At 39.3% G+C, this 17,668-nt stretch carries 19 protein-coding genes, 2 tRNA genes and 1 pseudogene; 3 read left to right on the plus strand and 19 right to left on the minus strand.

Annotation, left to right across the window (positions count from 1 at the left end):
- Nucleotides 1–15: 15 nt before the first annotated feature.
- Nucleotides 16–102 (plus strand): IS3 family transposase, encoded by an 87-nt coding sequence (locus ACO9K6_RS20115; RefSeq protein ID WP_424767105.1) that lies wholly within the window; start codon nt 16–18, stop codon nt 100–102.
- Nucleotides 103–199: 97 nt separating this feature from the next.
- Here the strand turns inward: ACO9K6_RS20115 and ACO9K6_RS20120 are convergent.
- The 6 genes from ACO9K6_RS20120 to ACO9K6_RS20145 form a co-directional block, all read right to left on the minus strand.
- Nucleotides 200–1,344 (minus strand): IS3 family transposase gene (locus ACO9K6_RS20120; protein ID WP_424769329.1). Its coding sequence is split into 2 segments (ribosomal slippage): nt 200–1,071 and nt 1,071–1,344, totalling 1,146 coding nucleotides; the frame shifts between segments, so codons are not numbered across the junction.
- A gap of 87 nt (nt 1,345–1,431) precedes the next feature.
- The gene (locus ACO9K6_RS20125) at nt 1,432–1,584 is read right to left on the minus strand and encodes a hypothetical protein (protein ID WP_424769330.1); all 153 of its coding nucleotides are present in this window, start codon (nt 1,582–1,584) and stop codon (nt 1,432–1,434) included.
- Between the two features lie 148 nt (nt 1,585–1,732).
- Nucleotides 1,733–1,857, minus strand: a tRNA-OTHER gene (locus ACO9K6_RS20130).
- A 337-nt stretch (nt 1,858–2,194) separates the two neighbouring features.
- Nucleotides 2,195–4,672: a hypothetical protein gene (locus tag ACO9K6_RS20135; protein ID WP_424769331.1), complete on the minus strand. Its 2,478-nt coding sequence runs from the start codon at nt 4,670–4,672 to the stop codon at nt 2,195–2,197.
- A gap of 62 nt (nt 4,673–4,734) precedes the next feature.
- Nucleotides 4,735–5,253, minus strand: coding sequence for a hypothetical protein (locus ACO9K6_RS20140; protein WP_424769332.1), 519 nt, complete (start codon nt 5,251–5,253; stop codon nt 4,735–4,737).
- A 409-nt stretch (nt 5,254–5,662) separates the two neighbouring features.
- On the minus strand, nt 5,663–5,875 hold the full coding sequence (locus ACO9K6_RS20145; RefSeq protein ID WP_424769358.1) for a tyrosine-type recombinase/integrase: 213 nt from the start codon (nt 5,873–5,875) through the stop codon (nt 5,663–5,665).
- On the opposite strand from ACO9K6_RS20145, the gene ACO9K6_RS20150 reads away from it, so the two are divergent.
- Complete coding sequence (locus tag ACO9K6_RS20150; protein WP_424769333.1) at nt 5,827–6,171, plus strand: hypothetical protein; 345 nt, start codon at nt 5,827–5,829, stop codon at nt 6,169–6,171. The two genes, ACO9K6_RS20145 and ACO9K6_RS20150, sit on opposite strands and share 49 nt — an antisense overlap.
- Nucleotides 6,172–6,397: 226 nt before the next feature.
- Here ACO9K6_RS20150 and ACO9K6_RS20155 read toward each other — a convergent pair.
- The 6 genes and pseudogenes from ACO9K6_RS20155 to ACO9K6_RS20180 all read right to left on the minus strand — a co-directional run bounded on the left by ACO9K6_RS20155 (nt 6,398) and on the right by ACO9K6_RS20180 (nt 9,297).
- A pseudogene (locus ACO9K6_RS20155) lies at nt 6,398–7,153 on the minus strand (tyrosine-type recombinase/integrase).
- 234 nt (nt 7,154–7,387) lie between these two features.
- On the minus strand, nt 7,388–7,561 hold the full coding sequence (locus ACO9K6_RS20160) for a hypothetical protein (protein ID WP_424769334.1): 174 nt from the start codon (nt 7,559–7,561) through the stop codon (nt 7,388–7,390).
- 225 nt (nt 7,562–7,786) lie between these two features.
- A tRNA-Ser gene (locus ACO9K6_RS20165) sits at nt 7,787–7,877 on the minus strand.
- A gap of 60 nt (nt 7,878–7,937) precedes the next feature.
- A complete protein-coding gene (locus tag ACO9K6_RS20170) occupies nt 7,938–8,156 on the minus strand; it encodes a DUF951 domain-containing protein (RefSeq protein ID WP_424769335.1) in 219 nt (72 codons plus the stop codon).
- Complete coding sequence (locus tag ACO9K6_RS20175; protein WP_424769336.1) at nt 8,146–8,928, minus strand: mechanosensitive ion channel family protein; 783 nt, start codon at nt 8,926–8,928, stop codon at nt 8,146–8,148. The genes ACO9K6_RS20170 and ACO9K6_RS20175 overlap by 11 nt, the downstream gene beginning before the upstream one ends.
- Before the next feature lie 129 nt (nt 8,929–9,057).
- Nucleotides 9,058–9,297, minus strand: a complete 240-nt coding sequence (locus tag ACO9K6_RS20180; protein WP_424769337.1) for a putative Se/S carrier protein — start codon at nt 9,295–9,297, stop codon at nt 9,058–9,060.
- A gap of 134 nt (nt 9,298–9,431) precedes the next feature.
- On the opposite strand from ACO9K6_RS20180, the gene yyaC reads away from it, so the two are divergent.
- Entirely contained in the window at nt 9,432–10,037 is a 606-nt protein-coding gene (gene yyaC, locus ACO9K6_RS20185) for a spore protease YyaC (protein ID WP_424769338.1), read from the plus strand.
- 29 nt (nt 10,038–10,066) lie between these two features.
- On the opposite strand, the gene ACO9K6_RS20190 is transcribed toward yyaC, so the two are convergent.
- From ACO9K6_RS20190 to mnmG, 7 genes are all read right to left on the minus strand, one after another.
- Nucleotides 10,067–10,549, minus strand: a complete 483-nt coding sequence (locus ACO9K6_RS20190) for a DUF4446 family protein (RefSeq protein ID WP_424769339.1) — start codon at nt 10,547–10,549, stop codon at nt 10,067–10,069.
- 27 nt (nt 10,550–10,576) lie between these two features.
- A complete protein-coding gene (locus ACO9K6_RS20195) occupies nt 10,577–11,749 on the minus strand; it encodes an aminotransferase class V-fold PLP-dependent enzyme (RefSeq protein WP_424769340.1) in 1,173 nt (390 codons plus the stop codon).
- 129 nt (nt 11,750–11,878) lie between these two features.
- Nucleotides 11,879–12,730: a ParB/RepB/Spo0J family partition protein gene (locus ACO9K6_RS20200; RefSeq protein WP_424769341.1), complete on the minus strand. Its 852-nt coding sequence runs from the start codon at nt 12,728–12,730 to the stop codon at nt 11,879–11,881.
- The gene (locus ACO9K6_RS20205; protein WP_424769342.1) at nt 12,711–13,484 is read right to left on the minus strand and encodes a ParA family protein; all 774 of its coding nucleotides are present in this window, start codon (nt 13,482–13,484) and stop codon (nt 12,711–12,713) included. Before ACO9K6_RS20205 ends, ACO9K6_RS20200 begins: the two co-directional genes overlap by 20 nt.
- Before the next feature lie 246 nt (nt 13,485–13,730).
- Entirely contained in the window at nt 13,731–14,549 is an 819-nt protein-coding gene (gene noc, locus ACO9K6_RS20210; protein WP_424769343.1) for a nucleoid occlusion protein, read from the minus strand.
- A 506-nt stretch (nt 14,550–15,055) separates the two neighbouring features.
- Entirely contained in the window at nt 15,056–15,778 is a 723-nt protein-coding gene (gene rsmG, locus ACO9K6_RS20215) for a 16S rRNA (guanine(527)-N(7))-methyltransferase RsmG (protein WP_424769344.1), read from the minus strand.
- Complete coding sequence (gene mnmG, locus ACO9K6_RS20220; RefSeq protein WP_424769345.1) at nt 15,778–17,667, minus strand: tRNA uridine-5-carboxymethylaminomethyl(34) synthesis enzyme MnmG; 1,890 nt, start codon at nt 17,665–17,667, stop codon at nt 15,778–15,780. The genes rsmG and mnmG overlap by 1 nt, the downstream gene beginning before the upstream one ends.
- Between the last annotated feature and the right edge of the window lies 1 nt (nt 17,668).

Consider the following 17,668-nt stretch of genomic DNA (forward strand, 5'->3'; position numbering starts at 1 on the left):
CGAGTTAGGGAGTATATCAGCTACTACAACTCAGAAAGATACCAGTGGACATTAAAAAAGATGACCCCCGATGAATTCAGAGGTCACCTGCTTGCTGGTTGAGCTTAGGGCTCTTTGTTTTAATCGTCTACAATCTGGGTCACAGTTCATATGGGACTGAACCCCGTTTTCGAGACAAGGATCAAAACACCTTTCAAGTCTAAGCAGTCAGTCGTCGGAAATCAACCGGCGACTGGTTATTTAGTTTCGTTTGAATACGAGTTGAGTTATAGTAATGAATGTAATCTCGAACGGTCTGCACAACGATTGCAGTCGTTGTGCAGGTTAAACCTTCGAGGTAGAACGTTTCAGACTTTAGTGTGGAATGAAACGATTCGATGGGGGCATTATCAGCGGGCGTACCCTTGTGGGACATGCTCATGGTAATGCTTTTTCCTTTTACGGCCTCCTGGTAAGCCTGATACGTATAGACGCTGCCCTGATCGCTATGGAGCATTGCTCCTGGCAAAGACGGGAGTTGATTAAGCGTGTCAAGCACTAAGGTAGTATCTTGCCTATCCGCTATACTACTGGCAACAATTTCTCCACTATAGAGGTCCAAGATACACGAGAGGTACATCATCTTCCCGCCGTACGGTAAATACGTAATATCTGTAACCAGTTTTTTCAGCGGTGCGTCTGCTTGAAATTCACGCTTTAACAGATGCTCTGCAACGTATGGAGGCTGCCCTGTAGGTCTCCTTTTCTTGACTTTCACACGGCATTGCAGCTGCTCACGTTGCATAATTCTCTGCACACGTTTGTGATTAATTGTTCGATCCTTTCGCAGTAGTGCTGTAATTTTCCGGTATCCATAGCGAAACTTATGTTGTGTACACAGTTCGCGTATCTTCTCCGTGACGGAGTCCGATTGCTCATTCGCAAGAGCGACTTTCCAACGGTAGTAGGTAGCGCGAGGAACTCCGAACCAGCTGCATGCCTGAGTAACGGTGATTTCTCCACGAACAGACTCCACCAGTTCCACTATGATCTTTGGTGATACCTCCTTTCCAACTCCTTGTACTTTTTTAGAACATCGATTTGTTGGTTCAAAAACCGAATTTCCACCTTTAACTGCTCCATCTCAGATTCATGCTCCGGTCCCTTACCGTAGGTGTATTGCTTACCTACAGGCTGCTCCAGTCGTCTCAACTCACCATTGCGATACCATTTCATCCACGTTTTCACTTGTGTCTTATTTCGTATTCCAAGCTCCTCCATGACTTCCTTCACTGAAATTCCTGCCAGTCTCATTTCAATTGCTTTCATTTTCATTTCCACCGGGTAGCTTACTCTTGTTGCCAACGCAAAAACACCTCCAAGGTTATCCCCATATCTTACGACATGGTTGAATTCTTTTGAAGGTGTTTTGATTCGTCTCACGTTATGGGGTTATTTTCTATCTCTGCTAATAGCAGGGTGTTTAATGCTGCTGCCGAGTCTAGAGAATCGAAACGATTGCTTCGCTTCTTGCTTGTCAAATTTCATCGTTTCATTCGTCATCTTCCGAATTATCATTTGATTCTTACCTGTTCGCTTTTTCATTCCCCTGTATCCATAACAAAAAAACCTCCCACATCAATTTCATGTAGAAGGTTGATTAGTTAGATATTAGAAATCATCCAGATATGTATCATCAATGCTTTGTTTTAATAGCTAGTCCCAATCCCTTATCGAATAAGGAATTATGTTATGGCGGAGAAGGTGGGATTCGAACCCACGCACGCTTTGACACGCCTAGCTGATTTCGAGTCAGCGGTAAATTGGTAAATTCGAGAAAAGCCTATTATATTAAGAATGAGTCGAAGTTACATATCCTAGATACTCTAAATTTAGTAATATAATACCATATTACTGATGAAAACTAAAGACTTAATTGATTGAAAACTTAAAATTTGAGAGTAGTTTGTGGATAAAAAACCACATGGTCAACATATGGTTTTTTTGTTTGATACTTTCCTTACCGATTAAGTATTTCAGTACAAAGTTATTTCATTAAGGATTCAATTTAGCTCTAAATAATACTCTAGTTTTCGACTATATAAAAATTTCATTCGTATGAACACATTGCCTTTTTACCTGACGCCTCTTGTGGTACAACGGTATTATAGTCAGTATGACAGACATTTACCGAATAGATAAACTCTTAGGGCTTTCAAGTTTGAACTGTCGAAATTGAAGCGGTAAATCCCTTTTTCAATTTTGGAACAAATGCTTTAAATGGTACTGGGCTACCAGTTGTAGCTTCTAAAAATTTAATATCCTGAGATTCGACTTCTTCTAGATAATCCAGAAATATGGAGATACATTGTTTTATCAATAAATAATAATGTTTTTTGTTAGCTACTCCTCTTATCAATGGCTGATAAACCTTGAAAATTTCCTGTGCATGCGTCTCTATTCTAATAGGAGTATCAATCATTACATTTTGAAGATAGCGCCAATCAAAAATCAAAGAATTAAGATAGTATTTCCCAACCTCAGTGATAATTACTGATTGAGTTCCGTTAAATTCTCGTCTACTTCCAACATTTGAACTAATTAAAAACTCATTCATCAATGGCAATAAAACATTCACAAGCTTGGATTTATCCGTAAAAAACATAGAGAATTTTTCCAAAAGTTCATCAATTTCAACATAACCCTTTGTACCAAAGTTAAACGCTCTCTTATCTAAGTACTCTAGAATATATATCGAAGTGAAATGTGAATAAAATCCATCATTGTTATAGACAAACAAATTTTTAATATCAGAAGTATCACTTTGATAGAAGCGATCGTTTCCTTTTGTGACACTTTCAAAAAAATCATCATAGCTAACATAAGAATTAGCACTTACATGTTCAACCAGTCTAACTAATTCATTAATCTTAGATCTATCAGATTTTATAAATGTTCTGAACATCGCCAATAGTCTACGCATGTTGCCACCTGACATATCACTTAAAAAGCTCTGAACATTTCTCTCTTTTTCAATTGTGTTTTTAATCACTGTGACAAACTTATTCAATGGTATTTTAATAGTCTTTTGATCTTTCTGATAAATAACTTCGTTTTGAGGATGATTATTAAAAGCATCAAGCCTTTTACTTAACAGGTCTTTTACACTCGGTGCCTCAATACGATATTCATTGACTACAATCGCATCAAAAGGTGGTTTATTTTTAATCATGTAGTAACTTTCCATACGCATTGCAGTTATTACAGTGCTTTTGTAAGAAAGAGCACGATTGTGAGAGATTAGTAACAGTTCCTTTTGTTCTTCGAACGGTTTTTGATCAATATTATCAAATACAAAACATATATGCTTATCAATCGATTTAAGATACTGTATTGTTTTTGAAATTCTTTGTTCAATGTTCTTTCTTAGCTCTTTAAGTAGTTCCGAAATTTCTTTGTCAACGAAATCGGCATTAGCCTGTAAACTTGGTGCGAAACCTTTAATATGTTGTGATATTTCATTCTCATAAATTTTGTTTAATGTATCATATTCATTAAGATGTAGATCATCATACACTTTTGATTTATCTTCAAATAATAACTCATTAACTTTTTCTGTTATCCAATCATTAAGCTTTTCTGTGGGTCCATTATATCGAAGATTATTAATTCGAATCCAAATGATTTTTTTTCTAGTAGCTTCATCTAAATCATAGTGATAAAAGTGAGTGAGAAAAGTTGATTTACCCGCACCTACATCACCCAACAGTACATAAACTGCACCTGGATTAGTTTCTAGATCAAGCTTATATTGTTTTTCAAAGTTTCCGAAATCACCATAAATATCTTTTTTTGTTAATTGTTTAATACTACTTACTGGATCAGCAAGAATCCTATTTTTCAATGTTCCAGCAAACTCACTATATATCCCACTTGGGTCGCAATAACACTGTTTAAGCAACCTGACTTGGTCTTCATCTGAAATATCATCAAAATACATATTTAACAATGAATTTAGTGCTAATTCAAGATTAGTAGTAGCAAAAGGATATCTGTCTTTTTCTTTTATTAAATTATATAATTTAATATTTAGTGTTGGGGGCTGCCTAATTTCGTCAGGTGCTTTGATGATATCATCTATTATTCCATCACCATTATTAAATGGGTTTAGGATGTCATAAAAGAGTTGAAAATTTGCATCAACATCATCAAAGCTTCTGAAAACAATAATATCCTTATCCTGTGCTGGCATAGGCCTTCTAATAATAATATATTGATGACCATTCGTAAGAACACAAAAAGGTGTCCCAATTTTCATCATGTATTTTTTAACTTGATCAATTACAGTTTTGTTCTGTACATATACTGTTCCTTTTCCTGAATACACCCGCTTCGATCCGGTTGTTGGTAATTTAAAATAATTACCAAATCGTTTTGCTTCAATTAGATATGTGTTTATATCACTTTTTAGCAAATAATCAGCATAAAGTGTTTTGTGACTATTGTCTTCTGCCAAATCGCCTATATTTAGTTCATTATGTATGACTGCCTTATCCCAACCTAACACTTCAATAAACATTGTATCAATCAATCTTAATCGTGTATCGGATTCATTCAGCTCTTTTTGTGTTAATGCACTCGATATATGCTTTAATGCTAAAAACTTATCATACGATTTATCAATATCCGTCACATTATATCCCCCAAAAAATAAAAATAACCCGCACTTGAATTATACAAGTACGAGTCATAATTTTACAACAATTTTTCAATTTTTAACATTTCCCAAGCATTGTTAAAATTGACCTGGTCTGTTAACTTTGGTTTTTCTTTAATTAATTTATTATACACTTGTTGCTTATTAGTATTAGTATCATTCTTAATGAAATGAATGGAAGCTAACAACTCAAGCCAAATTGATAAAGAAGTACCTGTTGGTTGATTGTCTATCAATCTTTTCAAAGGAGTAAGCTTATTTGATGCCTGTTCATTTAGTTGAAATTGTTCTTCAGAACTTAGTATATTTTTCAAATTACTTTTTATACTGAACAATATTGAAGTATAGGCTGGTGAATATGGACCTCTAATATACCATGAAAAGTTATACTCATTAAAGGGCATACCTAACTGTTTAGCAAAGTACCCAACCTTTTGCCATATTATTCTGTTATCCATATTGTCTGTGGACGGATTTTCTCCGGTTACATGGCGATAAACTAAGTAGGGTACTAACTGCTCCACAGCAACTTGTTTCTGCGTAGTGGTTGCTGACATAATAGGTCTTCCCTTCAATTTTCTAACTTTTTATAGAAAATGAAAATTGATTCTCATTGATTCTCATTCAAGAGGTAATGTGTAATGCTGTATATGTTATTATGCCTAAGTAAACAAAACTTATGCATCTGAACCAATATACTATATGCTTAATATTGAATTAGGTTCCTGAATAGGCAGTTAGAAATTCTAACATACGGTATATTGTGTGTCAAGATTCATCTATAGCCATTATATTACACAATAGCTTTGATAAAGTAAACTGGAAATTGTCTCGTTAATTTTAGCGATATTGTGAATTTTTAAGCTGTACTGAATGTATTGGGTGCAACCTGTTTTTTCTGTACTGTACTTTATTCCTCAATATTATTGAGAACCCTTCTTTAAAAGAACTAAAAAGTAAAAAAAATTAGACTGTTGTTCCAAACATTGAATCAATAGCTTTTTTAAGATCTAATTGAGATGGTTCTACATAGCGTTGTGTTGTTTGAATTGATTCATGACCGGCCAGTCTTGCGACATTTTGAATTGGTACACCCGAGTTAATAAGATTTTTGCAGAATGTATGTCTTAATGAATGACATGAAGGCTGTCCACTCAGCCTACATTGCAGGGGGAACAGGACTGCATAGAAACACCGTTGAAAACTATATCAAATCGTTGGAAGAAATAGGACTTATTAAAGTAATTCGAGGTGATTCCATTCACAATGGAGAGTATGGAGAGTTCAAGAGAGAGATAAACAACTATCGTATTAACCATGATTTTAATGCATTCACATACTACTACAACACTAGGACATTCACCAATGAAGGCAAATTCGAACAGAGCCGAGTTGAGCCGAAACAAGTACTCAAGGTTGTGTCGAACAAGTCATTCTTTGAGATGAGTGATGACTTGAGTTGGTTGTATGATTAGGTATGCTGTATGTGGTGAATATAAACAATTATCATTTCTTTGTTGGGATAAGAATAAATCAAACCCTATATATTATAATATTGCTTATATTCTCCACATTTAGAGTACCTAATGGTTTTCTCTTGCTCGCGGCGCGTTGCCGACAACTTTGAAAATGTACATCCTTAGCTTAATAGTCTTACTTTCTCTTCACTATTCTCTGCAATGGGCTAAACTGCATATATTGTCACTTAACATCCTCATCGTTGATCTGCACATACTTCCTCGTTGTCGAGATGTCGGAATGTCCCAAGATTCTCATAAGCGTAAAAATGTCCATTCCGTTCAGTGCCGCCATCTTTGCAAAGTTATGCCTCAACACATGAGGGCTTACCCTTTTTTTGATTCCTGCCTATTGTGCATACTTTTGAAATGCCTTTTGTATCGTCTTCTTATTGACCGCTTCACCATAGTTCGTTGTAAAAACATATGATGAATCAAAATACGCTTTTGTTTCCGTCATTAACTGCATAAGTAACTTTATGGTCTCACTCGATAAAGGAAGAATGCGGGTCTTTCTATTTTTATTCTTTACTGCTGGCAATACAATCTGACGAGCCTTAAAATCTACATCCCTTTCCTCTAATGAACACACTTCGTTGAGCCTCATTCCTGAATCAATCATTAGAACCATAATGACATAATCACGGAATTGAGAATAATATTTTTGGTTCGGAGATGCCAGCAACATTTTTAATTCATCATCTGTTAGAGGCTGTACAGTATCTTCGTCAACACGCATCAATGACAAGTTTTCAGCAGGGTTGATATTTATCCCCCCCTCTAATTGAAGCGTTGCAAAGAATGTTTTTAAAACACGGATTCTAACATTCACGCTTGCTGGAGATATTCCAATTCTTCCTTTATCAAACTCACTTTTGTATGGGTGATGTTCGTAATATTGTTTTTCATTTGAACACCATAAGACATATTCACGAAGCATCTTTACTGTTATATCAGTAACATTAATATCATCCTATGATTTCAATAACCACTCTGAAAAGTAACGCATGTTGATTTCATACCCTTTTAAAGTGCGCTCCTTCAGATTACATGCCCTTTTCACGCCCATAAACAACTCTACAGCATCCTCAATTGTGTAATCAGGTAAAGGTCTCATGAGCCTCTGTAAAGCGTTCTCGAACTGTCCTACGCCCTGTGCGCTTGTCTGTCTTCATTACACCACCCCAACAACTAAAAGGCTTCGACTTATTGCTTTTTTGTATGCCATTAAACGCTGGATTCGAATGCTGTTGGGCTTTCTTTTTTGCACTAATATACTTGAGTTCTGCGCGGCTTTTATAACATAGTACCGGATACGGTCAAGTTCATTCTTTAGCTGCTTAGCCATAATAAAAAAACCTCCCTAATCGTGTTTGGATACACTTTAGAAAGGTTCATATTAGTCATGGTATGTAACACTCATTCATTAATAAGCATAGCTGATTCCCTATTTTCAACCTAGCTAATCGCTTATTTCTAAGCCTGAATCAGTTAGGTAATTTCCTGCCCGAAATTTATCTTCAAGAGAAATAAAAAAACGGCTCTGGTCTAGAACCGCTTGAAGTTAATATAATGGCGGAGAAGGTGGGATTCGAACCCACGCACGCTTTGACACGCCTAGCTGATTTCGAGTCAGCCCCCTTGGGCCTCTTGGGTACCTCTCCGCATGTAATAAATAATATATCACAAAGTTGTTAACTATGCAATCATAATTTTTCTGTACTTTAGGCCTCCGTGAAACCCTCTTCCGTTGCTTTAGAGCGCAATACCTTCTTCATGTTCTTTTCGAATTTTGCTCTCGGAATAAGCACGCTGTGCTTACACCCTACACATTTAATGCGTATATCCATGCCCATTCGTATAACTTCCATCTCATTTGAGCCGCATGGATGCTGCTTCTTCATTTGAACAATATCACCTAGCTCAAATTGTTTACGCTCCATCTTTCTCGCCTCCCTTTTCATTGCGATGATACGTAACCATTCGTGGATACGGAATTTCAATTCCTTTCCCATCCAATGCTTTTTTGATTTCCATATTTAATTTACGCACAATCGCTGCATTAGCATTTGGCAAGCATTCGGCAATGACTCTTATCGATACGCCTGTCGTCGCGATGGTTTGAATGCCCAGAACCTCAGGCACTTTCACAAGATTTTCATCCTGTATACCAAGCATTGTGTAACGAATCACATCAAGCGCCCGATCCACTTCTTCCTCATATGCGATCGAAATATCCACCACTGCCAATGAATTATTGATTGAATAGTTAGTGACCTCATTGATCATGCCATTCGGGAGAATATGTACTTCCCCAGTCCAGCTTTGAATTCTTGTGGTACGAAGCCCAATCACCTCCACTGTCCCTTTAAATTGCCCCGTCTGAATGACATCTCCGACCGCAAACTGATCCTCCAGCACAATAAAAAATCCCGTTATAATATCCTTCACCAAACTTTGAGCACCAAAGCCAATAGCTAATCCTAATACCCCCGCTCCTGCGAGCAGCGGTCCCAAATTTACGCCAAACTCAGACAATATAAGCATAGCCGAAATAAAATTAATAACATATGAGGCTACATTTTTGAGCAGCTTCCCAACGGTTCTCATTCGCCTCACATGATTAAGCAATCGCTTACTCTCACGTTCAATCACGACACGATCAATCGTCTTATGAATCACCCACACAACAACACGGCTAATAATCAATATCACAAAGACACGAAGCGCTGCATTCCCGAAATTTTCTAACAGGTTGTTTTTTCCTAACCACCCTGCCGCTTCATGATACATTTCTTGAAAAGACAGATGTACTCCTCCTTTACCTATCCTTAGCCCTTTGCGCTATAGATCAATTTGCTCGTATCCGATTATGGCTGACTTAAATATACCTCTAATTTCTACACTTTCTTGGACGATAACTTCCTTCACCTTCAATAAGTGTTCATCCGGAAAATCAATGGAAAGCGCACAGCCTGCTGTTATTTCCTTTGGCGTAGGGCAAATATCAATTTCAATCTCAGCGTACTCCAGCAGCATCTCCGCGCGCAAAGCCTGCTGTGTTGAATCAAATGCGATTAGCATGAGTATGTCCTCCATCAAAGCTTGCGCTCCATGCGCAGTTTACATGCTTATTCTTAATCATAAAACTAAGCTACGTATAAAATGGTTAGCTCATCCATATACTAGTAGCATACGAGTATTATCGGAGGGATTCTATGAAGCTTCCATTTATGAAAGATACACCTTTAAAGGTGCCTTATACGACCGCTAATGTTCTTGGGATACTGATCAATCGGTTGACTGCAATGCTCGAGGATATGTCCGGCAATCGTCCTATCGTTGTTGTATGCGTTGGCACCGATCGTTCTACTGGCGATGCTCTCGGCCCTATAATTGGAACATCATTGTCCAAATACCGGAGTCCTCATTTTACATTGTTCGGTACATTAGAAGAGCCTGTTCATGCCATGAATCTTGATGACACCTTGCTGGAGATTAACCGTCGCTTTCATAAACCATTTGTTATTGGAATTGATGCCTGTCTTGGTCAGGTCTCAAGCGTTGGCTGCATTCAAGTAGGTACAGGCCCTGTGCGTCCCGGAGCTGGCGTCAATAAAGAACTGCCGCCGGTTGGCGATATCCATCTAACGGGTATCGTAAATGTCGGCGGCTTTATGGAATACTTTGTATTACAAAACACCAGGCTTCATCTTGTCATGAAAATGGCCGATATCATTTCTTTGAGCTTATTCACCGCGATTGCCAACTTCGTTCATGCAAGCAGCGCAAGAGATGAAGCAGCGGCTGCGGATCATAGCTGAATGTTAGACATACATGAAATCCAGTTCACTCATTTTGCTTCTGAAACAGCTTTTTTCTCTTCTGGGGTTAGTGGGTAAGCAGACTCGCCTTTGGTAAGCGGCTTTGCATACACATACGTATTTTCACGACTATGAATACCGGAGAAGACTGCTCCATCCTTCTCCTCGCTCACAATAGCTATAGAGAAGCTAAGATCGCTGCCCTGCTCTGCAAAAGCATTATAGCGATGAATGCCGATTTTTCCTTTTTGCTGTGAAAGCACGCTCTGGACATGATCAACCTTCGCTTGCAGCTGCTGCGTGAATTGCTGTTGCTCAGTTAATTTTTCCTTTAATTCAACAATTACATTTTCAATGTTATTTACACCTGTATTTCCCATGACCGCTGTATATAGCTTTCTAAGCTTTTTCAGTCGTCTGCCCACAACGCCAATCCAAATCATTAAAACGATAACAAACAAAGCTAAAACAATTGTTACTGCATTCATAGGATTTGTTGTCCAATCTTCCATCGCTGTTACTCCGCCCCCATTATAATGCTATAGCCCATACTGCTGTGTTATTTCTTTGATAGCTTCCGCTAATGCATCAACATCTCCTTCTGTTGAAAAAATGCCCACACTCGCACGTATTGCCCCCGTAGTTTCAGTTCCCGCACATGAATGCGCAAGCGGTGTGCAATGGAATCCCGCGCGAACAGCGATCCGATAATGCTGATCGAGAATAAAAGAAAGCTCTGAAGGATCAATCCCTTCCACATTGAAAGCAACGATGCCCGTTCTTGCTTCTCCAGCTTTTGGGCCAAGCAGCTTTACTCCCTTTATCGGCTCTAGGCCAAGCATAAGTCTTTGTGCTAAGTCCCATTCTTTAGTATGGATTTTCTGCACGGTCTCATTCAAGACATACTGCACACCTGCCTTAAGACCCGCTAGGCCTGGTGTGTTCTGCGTACCTGCTTCATAACGGTCAGGCCTCACACTAGGCTGCTCACGAGCCTCGGATTGACTCCCTGTCCCACCGTGCAGCAATGGCTCTAGATCCAGCTCTGGATCAATATATAGCCCTCCTGTGCCCTGTGGTCCCAACAACCCTTTATGGCCCGGAAACGCCAGCATATGTATCCCCATCGACCTAACATCAATCGGAATAATGCCTGCGCTTTGCGCTGCATCGACCAGCAGCTTAATACCATGTTTATGAGTGATTTCAGCAATATCAGCGATCGGCATAATCGTCCCAAGCAAGTTAGAGCTATGGTTTACGACTGCTAATGTCGTGTTGCACCTTATAGCTGCTGCAACATCTTTTACATTTAATGACCCCTGTTCATCCGCTTCTATATAGGTAACCTCGATACCCATTTTTTGTTCTAAGTAATACAACGGACGTCTAACTGAATTATGCTCAACCGAAGTAGCAATGACATGATCTCCAGGCTTCAACCATCCTTTAATAGCCATGTTCAATGCCATTGTCGTATTAGATGTAAATGCGATATCATTCGGATTTTTTATATTGAAAAGTTTACTTAGCTGCTTTCTCGTATCGAATAGAATTCGACTTGCACGAACAGCCATTGCATGGCTGCCTCGCCCTGGATTTGCCGCATCATTTAGCATTGCAGACATAACTGCCTCCGTAACTGCCACCGGTTTAGGCCAGGATGTTGCTGCATGATCTAAATATATGACTGCTTGTTCGCTACTCGCCAACTTCCCCACACCTTCCGTAATCACTTACCGACAGCAAAGGCACACCTTAGTTTAATCTTTCAAAAGCAAGATTACAACTCAGGTATGCCATTGTATACACTCACTTTTCAATCCGTTAGCTTCGTTTTTCTAACCCATATATTGGAGAAGCTCAAGCAGTCTCTCCAGATCCTGTTTGCTGTAATACTGCAACTCAATCTTACCTTTATCCTTCTGCTGTTTAATTTTCACTGTCGTTTTGAATTTCTCACGCAATGACTCCTCGAGATCATCAATATATGGATCTCGATTTTTTTGTTTCAGCTTCACCTTGTCTTCAGGCTGCTTGGAGTCGAGCTTTTGAATAGCCTCTTCCAGCTCGCGTACACTCCATTCCATTGAAATCACAAGATCTGCCAGTTCCTTCTGAACCTTTTCATCTTTAATCCCAACCAAAGCGCGTGCATGCCCCATCGAAATTGTTCCACGTGAAACATTTTCTTTAATTTCTGCAGGCAGCGAAAGCAACCTAACAAAGTTGGCAATATGTGAACGCGACTTACCAACCTTCATCGATAGCTCTTCCTGCGTCAATTTAAATTTATCAATAAGCGCTTGATAAGCAATGGCAACTTCAATTGCATTCAAATCCTCACGTTGGAGATTTTCAATTAGTGCAATCTCCATGACTTGCTGATCAGAGAATGATCTTACAACTGCTGGAATCGTTGCATTGCCGCAATACTGGCATGCTCGAAACCGTCTCTCTCCCGCAATGATTTCATAACCCTTTAATACCGTACGAACGATAATTGGTTGAATGACACCATGCTGCTTTATCGATTCCGCAAGCTCTTTGATGGAATCTTCATCAAATGTTTTTCTAGGCTGATATGGATTGGGTCTAAGTTGTGATAACGAAATCTCAATAACCTTATCATCATCATTTACAGAAAGCGATGGAATAAGCGCATCCAGCCCTCTACCTAGCCGCTTGCTCATACATGATCACTTCCTTTGCGAGTTCAAGATAAACTTCTGCACCCTTAGATCGTGGATCGTATGTGATAATAGCTTGTCCATGAGACGGTGCTTCACTTAAGCGAACGTTTCGCGGAATAATAGTCTGATACACCTTTTGTTGGAAATATTTTTTAACTTCTTCAATAACTTGTATGCCTAAGTTCGTTCTTGCATCAAGCATCGTTAATAGCACACCTTCGATTTGCAGCGATGTATTCAGATGCTTCTGAACCAGTCGAACTGTATTTAACAGTTGACTTAATCCTTCCAGCGCATAATATTCACACTGTATCGGTATAAGTACAGAATCTGCAGCAGTTAATGAGTTGATTGTCAGAATGCCAAGTGATGGCGGACAATCAATTAGAACATAGTCAAAATCATCCTTAACCATATGCAACGATTTTTTCAAACGCAACTCCCGCGAAATCGTAGGCACTAGCTCAATCTCGGCACCTGCTAATTGAATCGTTGCAGGAATGATTTTCAGTCCTGGCACACTCGTCTCAAACATGGCATCCTTGGGATGCACTTCATTAATAAGCACATCATAAATGCAATTCGTTACATCACCTTTATTAATACCAAGTCCGCTCGTCGTATTCCCCTGGGGATCAATATCTACAAGCAGAACCTTTTTCCCTAACGATGCCAGACATGCAGCTAAATTAACAGATGTTGTCGTCTTACCGACTCCACCCTTTTGATTAGCGATAGCAATAATTTTAGACAACCAAACTCACCTCTATGTGTACAGCTTTAATATGCTACCTTGCATGATACGACAAGCAATAACGGAAAATGCCCGTTTTGCGGTTATATATAAGTCTAGTATATCGTAAAACTATACTCTCTTATATTTTAAATATTTTTTAAATAACAAACAAATTAGCTATAAATGGCATCGCCGCCCTTAATAAGGGCGGCATTTATTTCAAATAATCTCAAATATATAAACCATCCAATCCATAATTACAGATTAACGTTTAGGTATTTGAATAATAATTTCATAATGATCTTCATAGTCCTTCTCATTGGTCTTAATCTCAAGTCCTGAGCCAGATACCATTTCAATTGACTGACGAATCGTATTAAGCGCTAATCGGACATCCTTAGTAAAAGAGATTCGTTTCGCTTTCTTTTGTTTCGTCGCTTCTTTGAGAAAAGCAATTCGAACTTCTGTCTGTTTGACATTCAGATCTTTTGTAACAATTTCATCTAACACCTTCAATTGCAATTCTTCATTATCTAATGATAATAAAGCACGAGCATGACGCTCTGTAATTTTTCTTTCCATTAATGCTAGCTTTATCGTTTCATTTAACATTAACAATCGCAACTTGTTGGCAATTGTGGATTGGCTTTTGCCAAGGCGTTGTGCCAAACTTTCTTGCGTTAATTGGTGCAGTTCAATAAGCTTTTGGTAGGCGAATGCCTCTTCAATAGCTGTAAGGCCTTCTCGTTGAAGATTTTCAATTAGCGCAATGGATGCCGTTTGAGAGTCATTAAATTCACGAATAATAGCAGGAATTGTATCATATCCGAGCTTAGTAACCGCGCGCCATCTACGTTCGCCTGCAATAATCTCATATCTGCCGTTGCGAACACGAACGACGATAGGTTGAATAACTCCATGCGTTTTTATCGTTTGACATAGCTCATCAATTCGATCGTCATCAAATATGGTACGCGGTTGAAAAGGACTTGCGTCGATTTCCTGTATCGGTATTTGTCGAACCTCATCCAGCTGAGTACGTTGGTCAGACAAGCCGAACAAACGAGAAAATTGTTCTTTCATATCGATAATTACCACCCGATCATGTGATGAACCTTGCATTCAGCTAAAATTATGAAATCGTTGTTTGATAAATGACAATGATGTTTATACGATTTTCAATTCAATAATACGTATCGTCTCATAAGTGAAGGCATACGTATTACAAATTAGTAATAGCTTCAAGGTTTTAACAATAAGCATGCTACTGCATGAGAGTGAATCTACAGCTCATAGATATCATAAAACAAAGATTTCGTGTTCGCGCATATCCATCACAATAGTTATTTAGGAATAAAAGGATATACCTTCAATAAGCGTAATCCATATATGTATTCTAACATAATGAACCATTGTAAAACGAATAATAGATTGGTCATTTCATTTATCTAACAACTGTTGTCCAGATCATTCATCTACTATTAATAATTCGACTTCCTTAAAACGATCTCCTGCTTGACTGTTCATTTGAACACATAATTGTTGCATTTTTATCGTTGTAAATGTTTCACGTGGAACACTAACGGAATTCACATTAATGGTTGTTTAAGAGGCATTCCCGCTTTTCTAGGATACTTGCGTGGTGTGGTATCCGTTTTTTCTATCACGATAATATGACGCTCTGATTGCTCATTTGGGAGCGATAGCTCATGCTGCGTTTTAACTCTTCCTTTTAACTCTTGTAAACTAAACTTCGCTTCACCGAGCTCTTCATCTGATTTAGACCCTTTCATCGCTGCGAACAAGCCGCCCTTTCTGACAAAAGGCAAACAAAACTCATTCAAAACATTCAAACGAGCAACTGCACGAGCAGTTACTAAATCATAATGGTCTCGATGCGCAGGTAATTGTGCGATGTCTTCTGCACGTCCATGTAAGCAAATGACATCACTTAATCCAAGCTGCTGTGAAAGATGAGAAAGAAACTGAATTCGCTTGTTTAAAGAATCTACAATCATAACGGAAACATGAGGAAAACAGATTTTCAAAGGAATACTTGGAAACCCCGCGCCGGAACCTATATCCGCGAGCGTATGGACCTGATTCATATTCACAAAAAAAGATAGAGAAACCGAGTCGAAAAAGTGTTTTTCATAAACAGCGTCTCTCTCTGTTATTCCAGTTAGGTTCATTTTCTCATTCCACTCAACCAACAAACGAAAATATTGCTCAAACTGTTCAAGTTGAATGGGAGAGAGTGTAATCCCTCTCTCCTCCATCCGCTTAGTAAACCATTGTTGCGTTGTATCCATTACGAGCTCCTCGCAGCAGTGACTCGATTATAATGTTCCAAATAAACGAGTAGAATGGATATATCTGCAGGCGTTACACCTGCAACACGAGAAGCTTGACCTATAGAAAGCGGTCTAATTAATGACAGCTTCTGCTTTGCTTCCGATGCCAAACTATGGACTTCATTATAATCGATATCATCGGGAATCCGCTTTTTCTCCATTTTGTTTAACCGTGCAACCTGTACTAACTGCTTTTCTATATATCCCTCATATTTAATTTGAATTTCAACCTGTTCCTTCATTTCATCGCTCATTTCTGGAACCGAAGGCACAACGGATTCAAGCATCGCATACGTGACTTCAGGACGGCGCAACAATGACAATGCATCTGTTCCGTTTGTCATTGGAGCGGTACCCGCCGCAATCAGCATTTCATTTACCTGATCAGGCTTCACTTTTATGCCTTGCAGACGTTCAATATCTAATTGAACCAGTTCTCTTTTACGCAAAAACTTATTATGGCGTTCCTCTGAAATCAATCCAATTTCAAAGCCAATAGGAGTTAACCGTAAATCTGCATTATCATGGCGGAGAAGCAAACGATATTCCGCGCGTGAAGTGAGCAAACGATAAGGATCATTGGTTCCTTTAGTGACAAGGTCATCGATCATAACACCAATATACCCTTCGGATCGCCCAATAATGATAGGGTCTTTACCTTGAACCTTGCGTGCAGCATTTATACCGGCCATAATTCCTTGACCAGCGGCTTCCTCGTAACCAGAGGTTCCATTGATTTGTCCAGCTGTGAACAATCCATCAATCACCTTTGTTTCCAAGGATGGCCACAGCTGCGTAGGAACGACAGCATCATACTCAATCGCATAGCCATTACGCATCATCTCAACTTTTTCCAAACCTGGAATAGATCGCAATATTCCTAATTGGACATCCTCAGGCATACTCGTCGATAGACCTTGAACATAATATTCAGACGTATTCTTGCCTTCGGGCTCAAGGAAAATCTGATGCTTCGGTTTATCGGCAAATCGCACAATTTTATCCTCTATTGAAGGACAATATCGCGGCCCTGTGCCTTCAATCGCACCTGAAAACATCGGTGCACGGTGCAAATTATCATTAATAATTTTGTGCGTTGCTTCAGATGTATAAGTAAGCCAGCAAGGAAGCTGTTCGTTGCTGGATGACTCCGTCTCGTGCGAGAAAAACTTAGGATTGTCGTCGCCTGGCTGAATTTCTGTTTTTGAAAAATCGATCGTATCCTTGTGTACGCGCGGAGGCGTGCCCGTCTTGAAACGAACAAGCTCGAGACCGTGCTCCTTCAAGCTCGCCGACAGCCTTACGGAAGGCTGTTGATTGTTTGGACCGCTCTCATACATGAGCTCACCCATTATAATTTTCCCCCGCAGATAGGTGCCCGTTGTAACAACAGTGGTGCGCGCGCGATATTCGGCGCCTGTTTTGGTGATAATACCTAGACACTTGCCGTCCTCAACAATAAGCTCCTCTGCCATCCCTTGACGCAGCGTAAGATGCGGTGTCTCCTCGATCGTTTTCTTCATCACATGCTGATAATCGAATTTATCTGCTTGTGCACGCAGCGCATGCACAGCCGGACCTTTACCCGTATTAAGCATCCTCATTTGGATAAACGTTTTATCGATATTTCGGCCCATTTCGCCGCCCAAAGCATCAATTTCCCGAACGACATGACCTTTGGCAGGTCCGCCTATCGATGGATTACATGGCATAAATGCAACCATATCCAAATTAATGGTGAGCAGCAGCGTCTCGCAGCCCATACGCGCAGCAGCCAGTGCCGCCTCACAGCCAGCATGTCCCGCTCCAATGACAATAACGTCATATTCTCCTGCTACATATCTCATT

The organism is Paenibacillus praedii (assembly GCF_049725345.1).
Classification (GTDB): domain Bacteria; phylum Bacillota; class Bacilli; order Paenibacillales; family Paenibacillaceae; genus Pristimantibacillus.

What these genes read in the sequence shown, in the direction of transcription:
- ACO9K6_RS20125 (WP_424769330.1), bottom strand. Translation starts at nt 1,584, where the DNA reads ATGAAAAAGCGAACAGGTAAGAATCAAATGATAATTCGGAAGATGACG.
- ACO9K6_RS20140 (WP_424769332.1), bottom strand. Translation starts at nt 5,253, where the DNA reads ATGTCAGCAACCACTACGCAGAAACAAGTTGCTGTGGAGCAGTTAGTA.
- ACO9K6_RS20150 (WP_424769333.1), top strand. Translation starts at nt 5,827, where the DNA reads ATGAATGACATGAAGGCTGTCCACTCAGCCTACATTGCAGGGGGAACA.
- ACO9K6_RS20160 (WP_424769334.1), bottom strand. Translation starts at nt 7,561, where the DNA reads ATGGCTAAGCAGCTAAAGAATGAACTTGACCGTATCCGGTACTATGTT.
- ACO9K6_RS20170 (WP_424769335.1), bottom strand. Translation starts at nt 8,156, where the DNA reads ATGGAGCGTAAACAATTTGAGCTAGGTGATATTGTTCAAATGAAGAAG.
- ACO9K6_RS20180 (WP_424769337.1), bottom strand. Translation starts at nt 9,297, where the DNA reads ATGCTAATCGCATTTGATTCAACACAGCAGGCTTTGCGCGCGGAGATG.
- yyaC (WP_424769338.1), top strand. Translation starts at nt 9,432, where the DNA reads ATGAAGCTTCCATTTATGAAAGATACACCTTTAAAGGTGCCTTATACG.
- ACO9K6_RS20190 (WP_424769339.1), bottom strand. Translation starts at nt 10,549, where the DNA reads ATGGAAGATTGGACAACAAATCCTATGAATGCAGTAACAATTGTTTTA.
- ACO9K6_RS20200 (WP_424769341.1), bottom strand. Translation starts at nt 12,730, where the DNA reads ATGAGCAAGCGGCTAGGTAGAGGGCTGGATGCGCTTATTCCATCGCTT.
- noc (WP_424769343.1), bottom strand. Translation starts at nt 14,549, where the DNA reads ATGAAAGAACAATTTTCTCGTTTGTTCGGCTTGTCTGACCAACGTACT.
- rsmG (WP_424769344.1), bottom strand. Translation starts at nt 15,778, where the DNA reads ATGGATACAACGCAACAATGGTTTACTAAGCGGATGGAGGAGAGAGGG.
- mnmG (WP_424769345.1), bottom strand. Translation starts at nt 17,667, where the DNA reads ATGAGATATGTAGCAGGAGAATATGACGTTATTGTCATTGGAGCGGGA.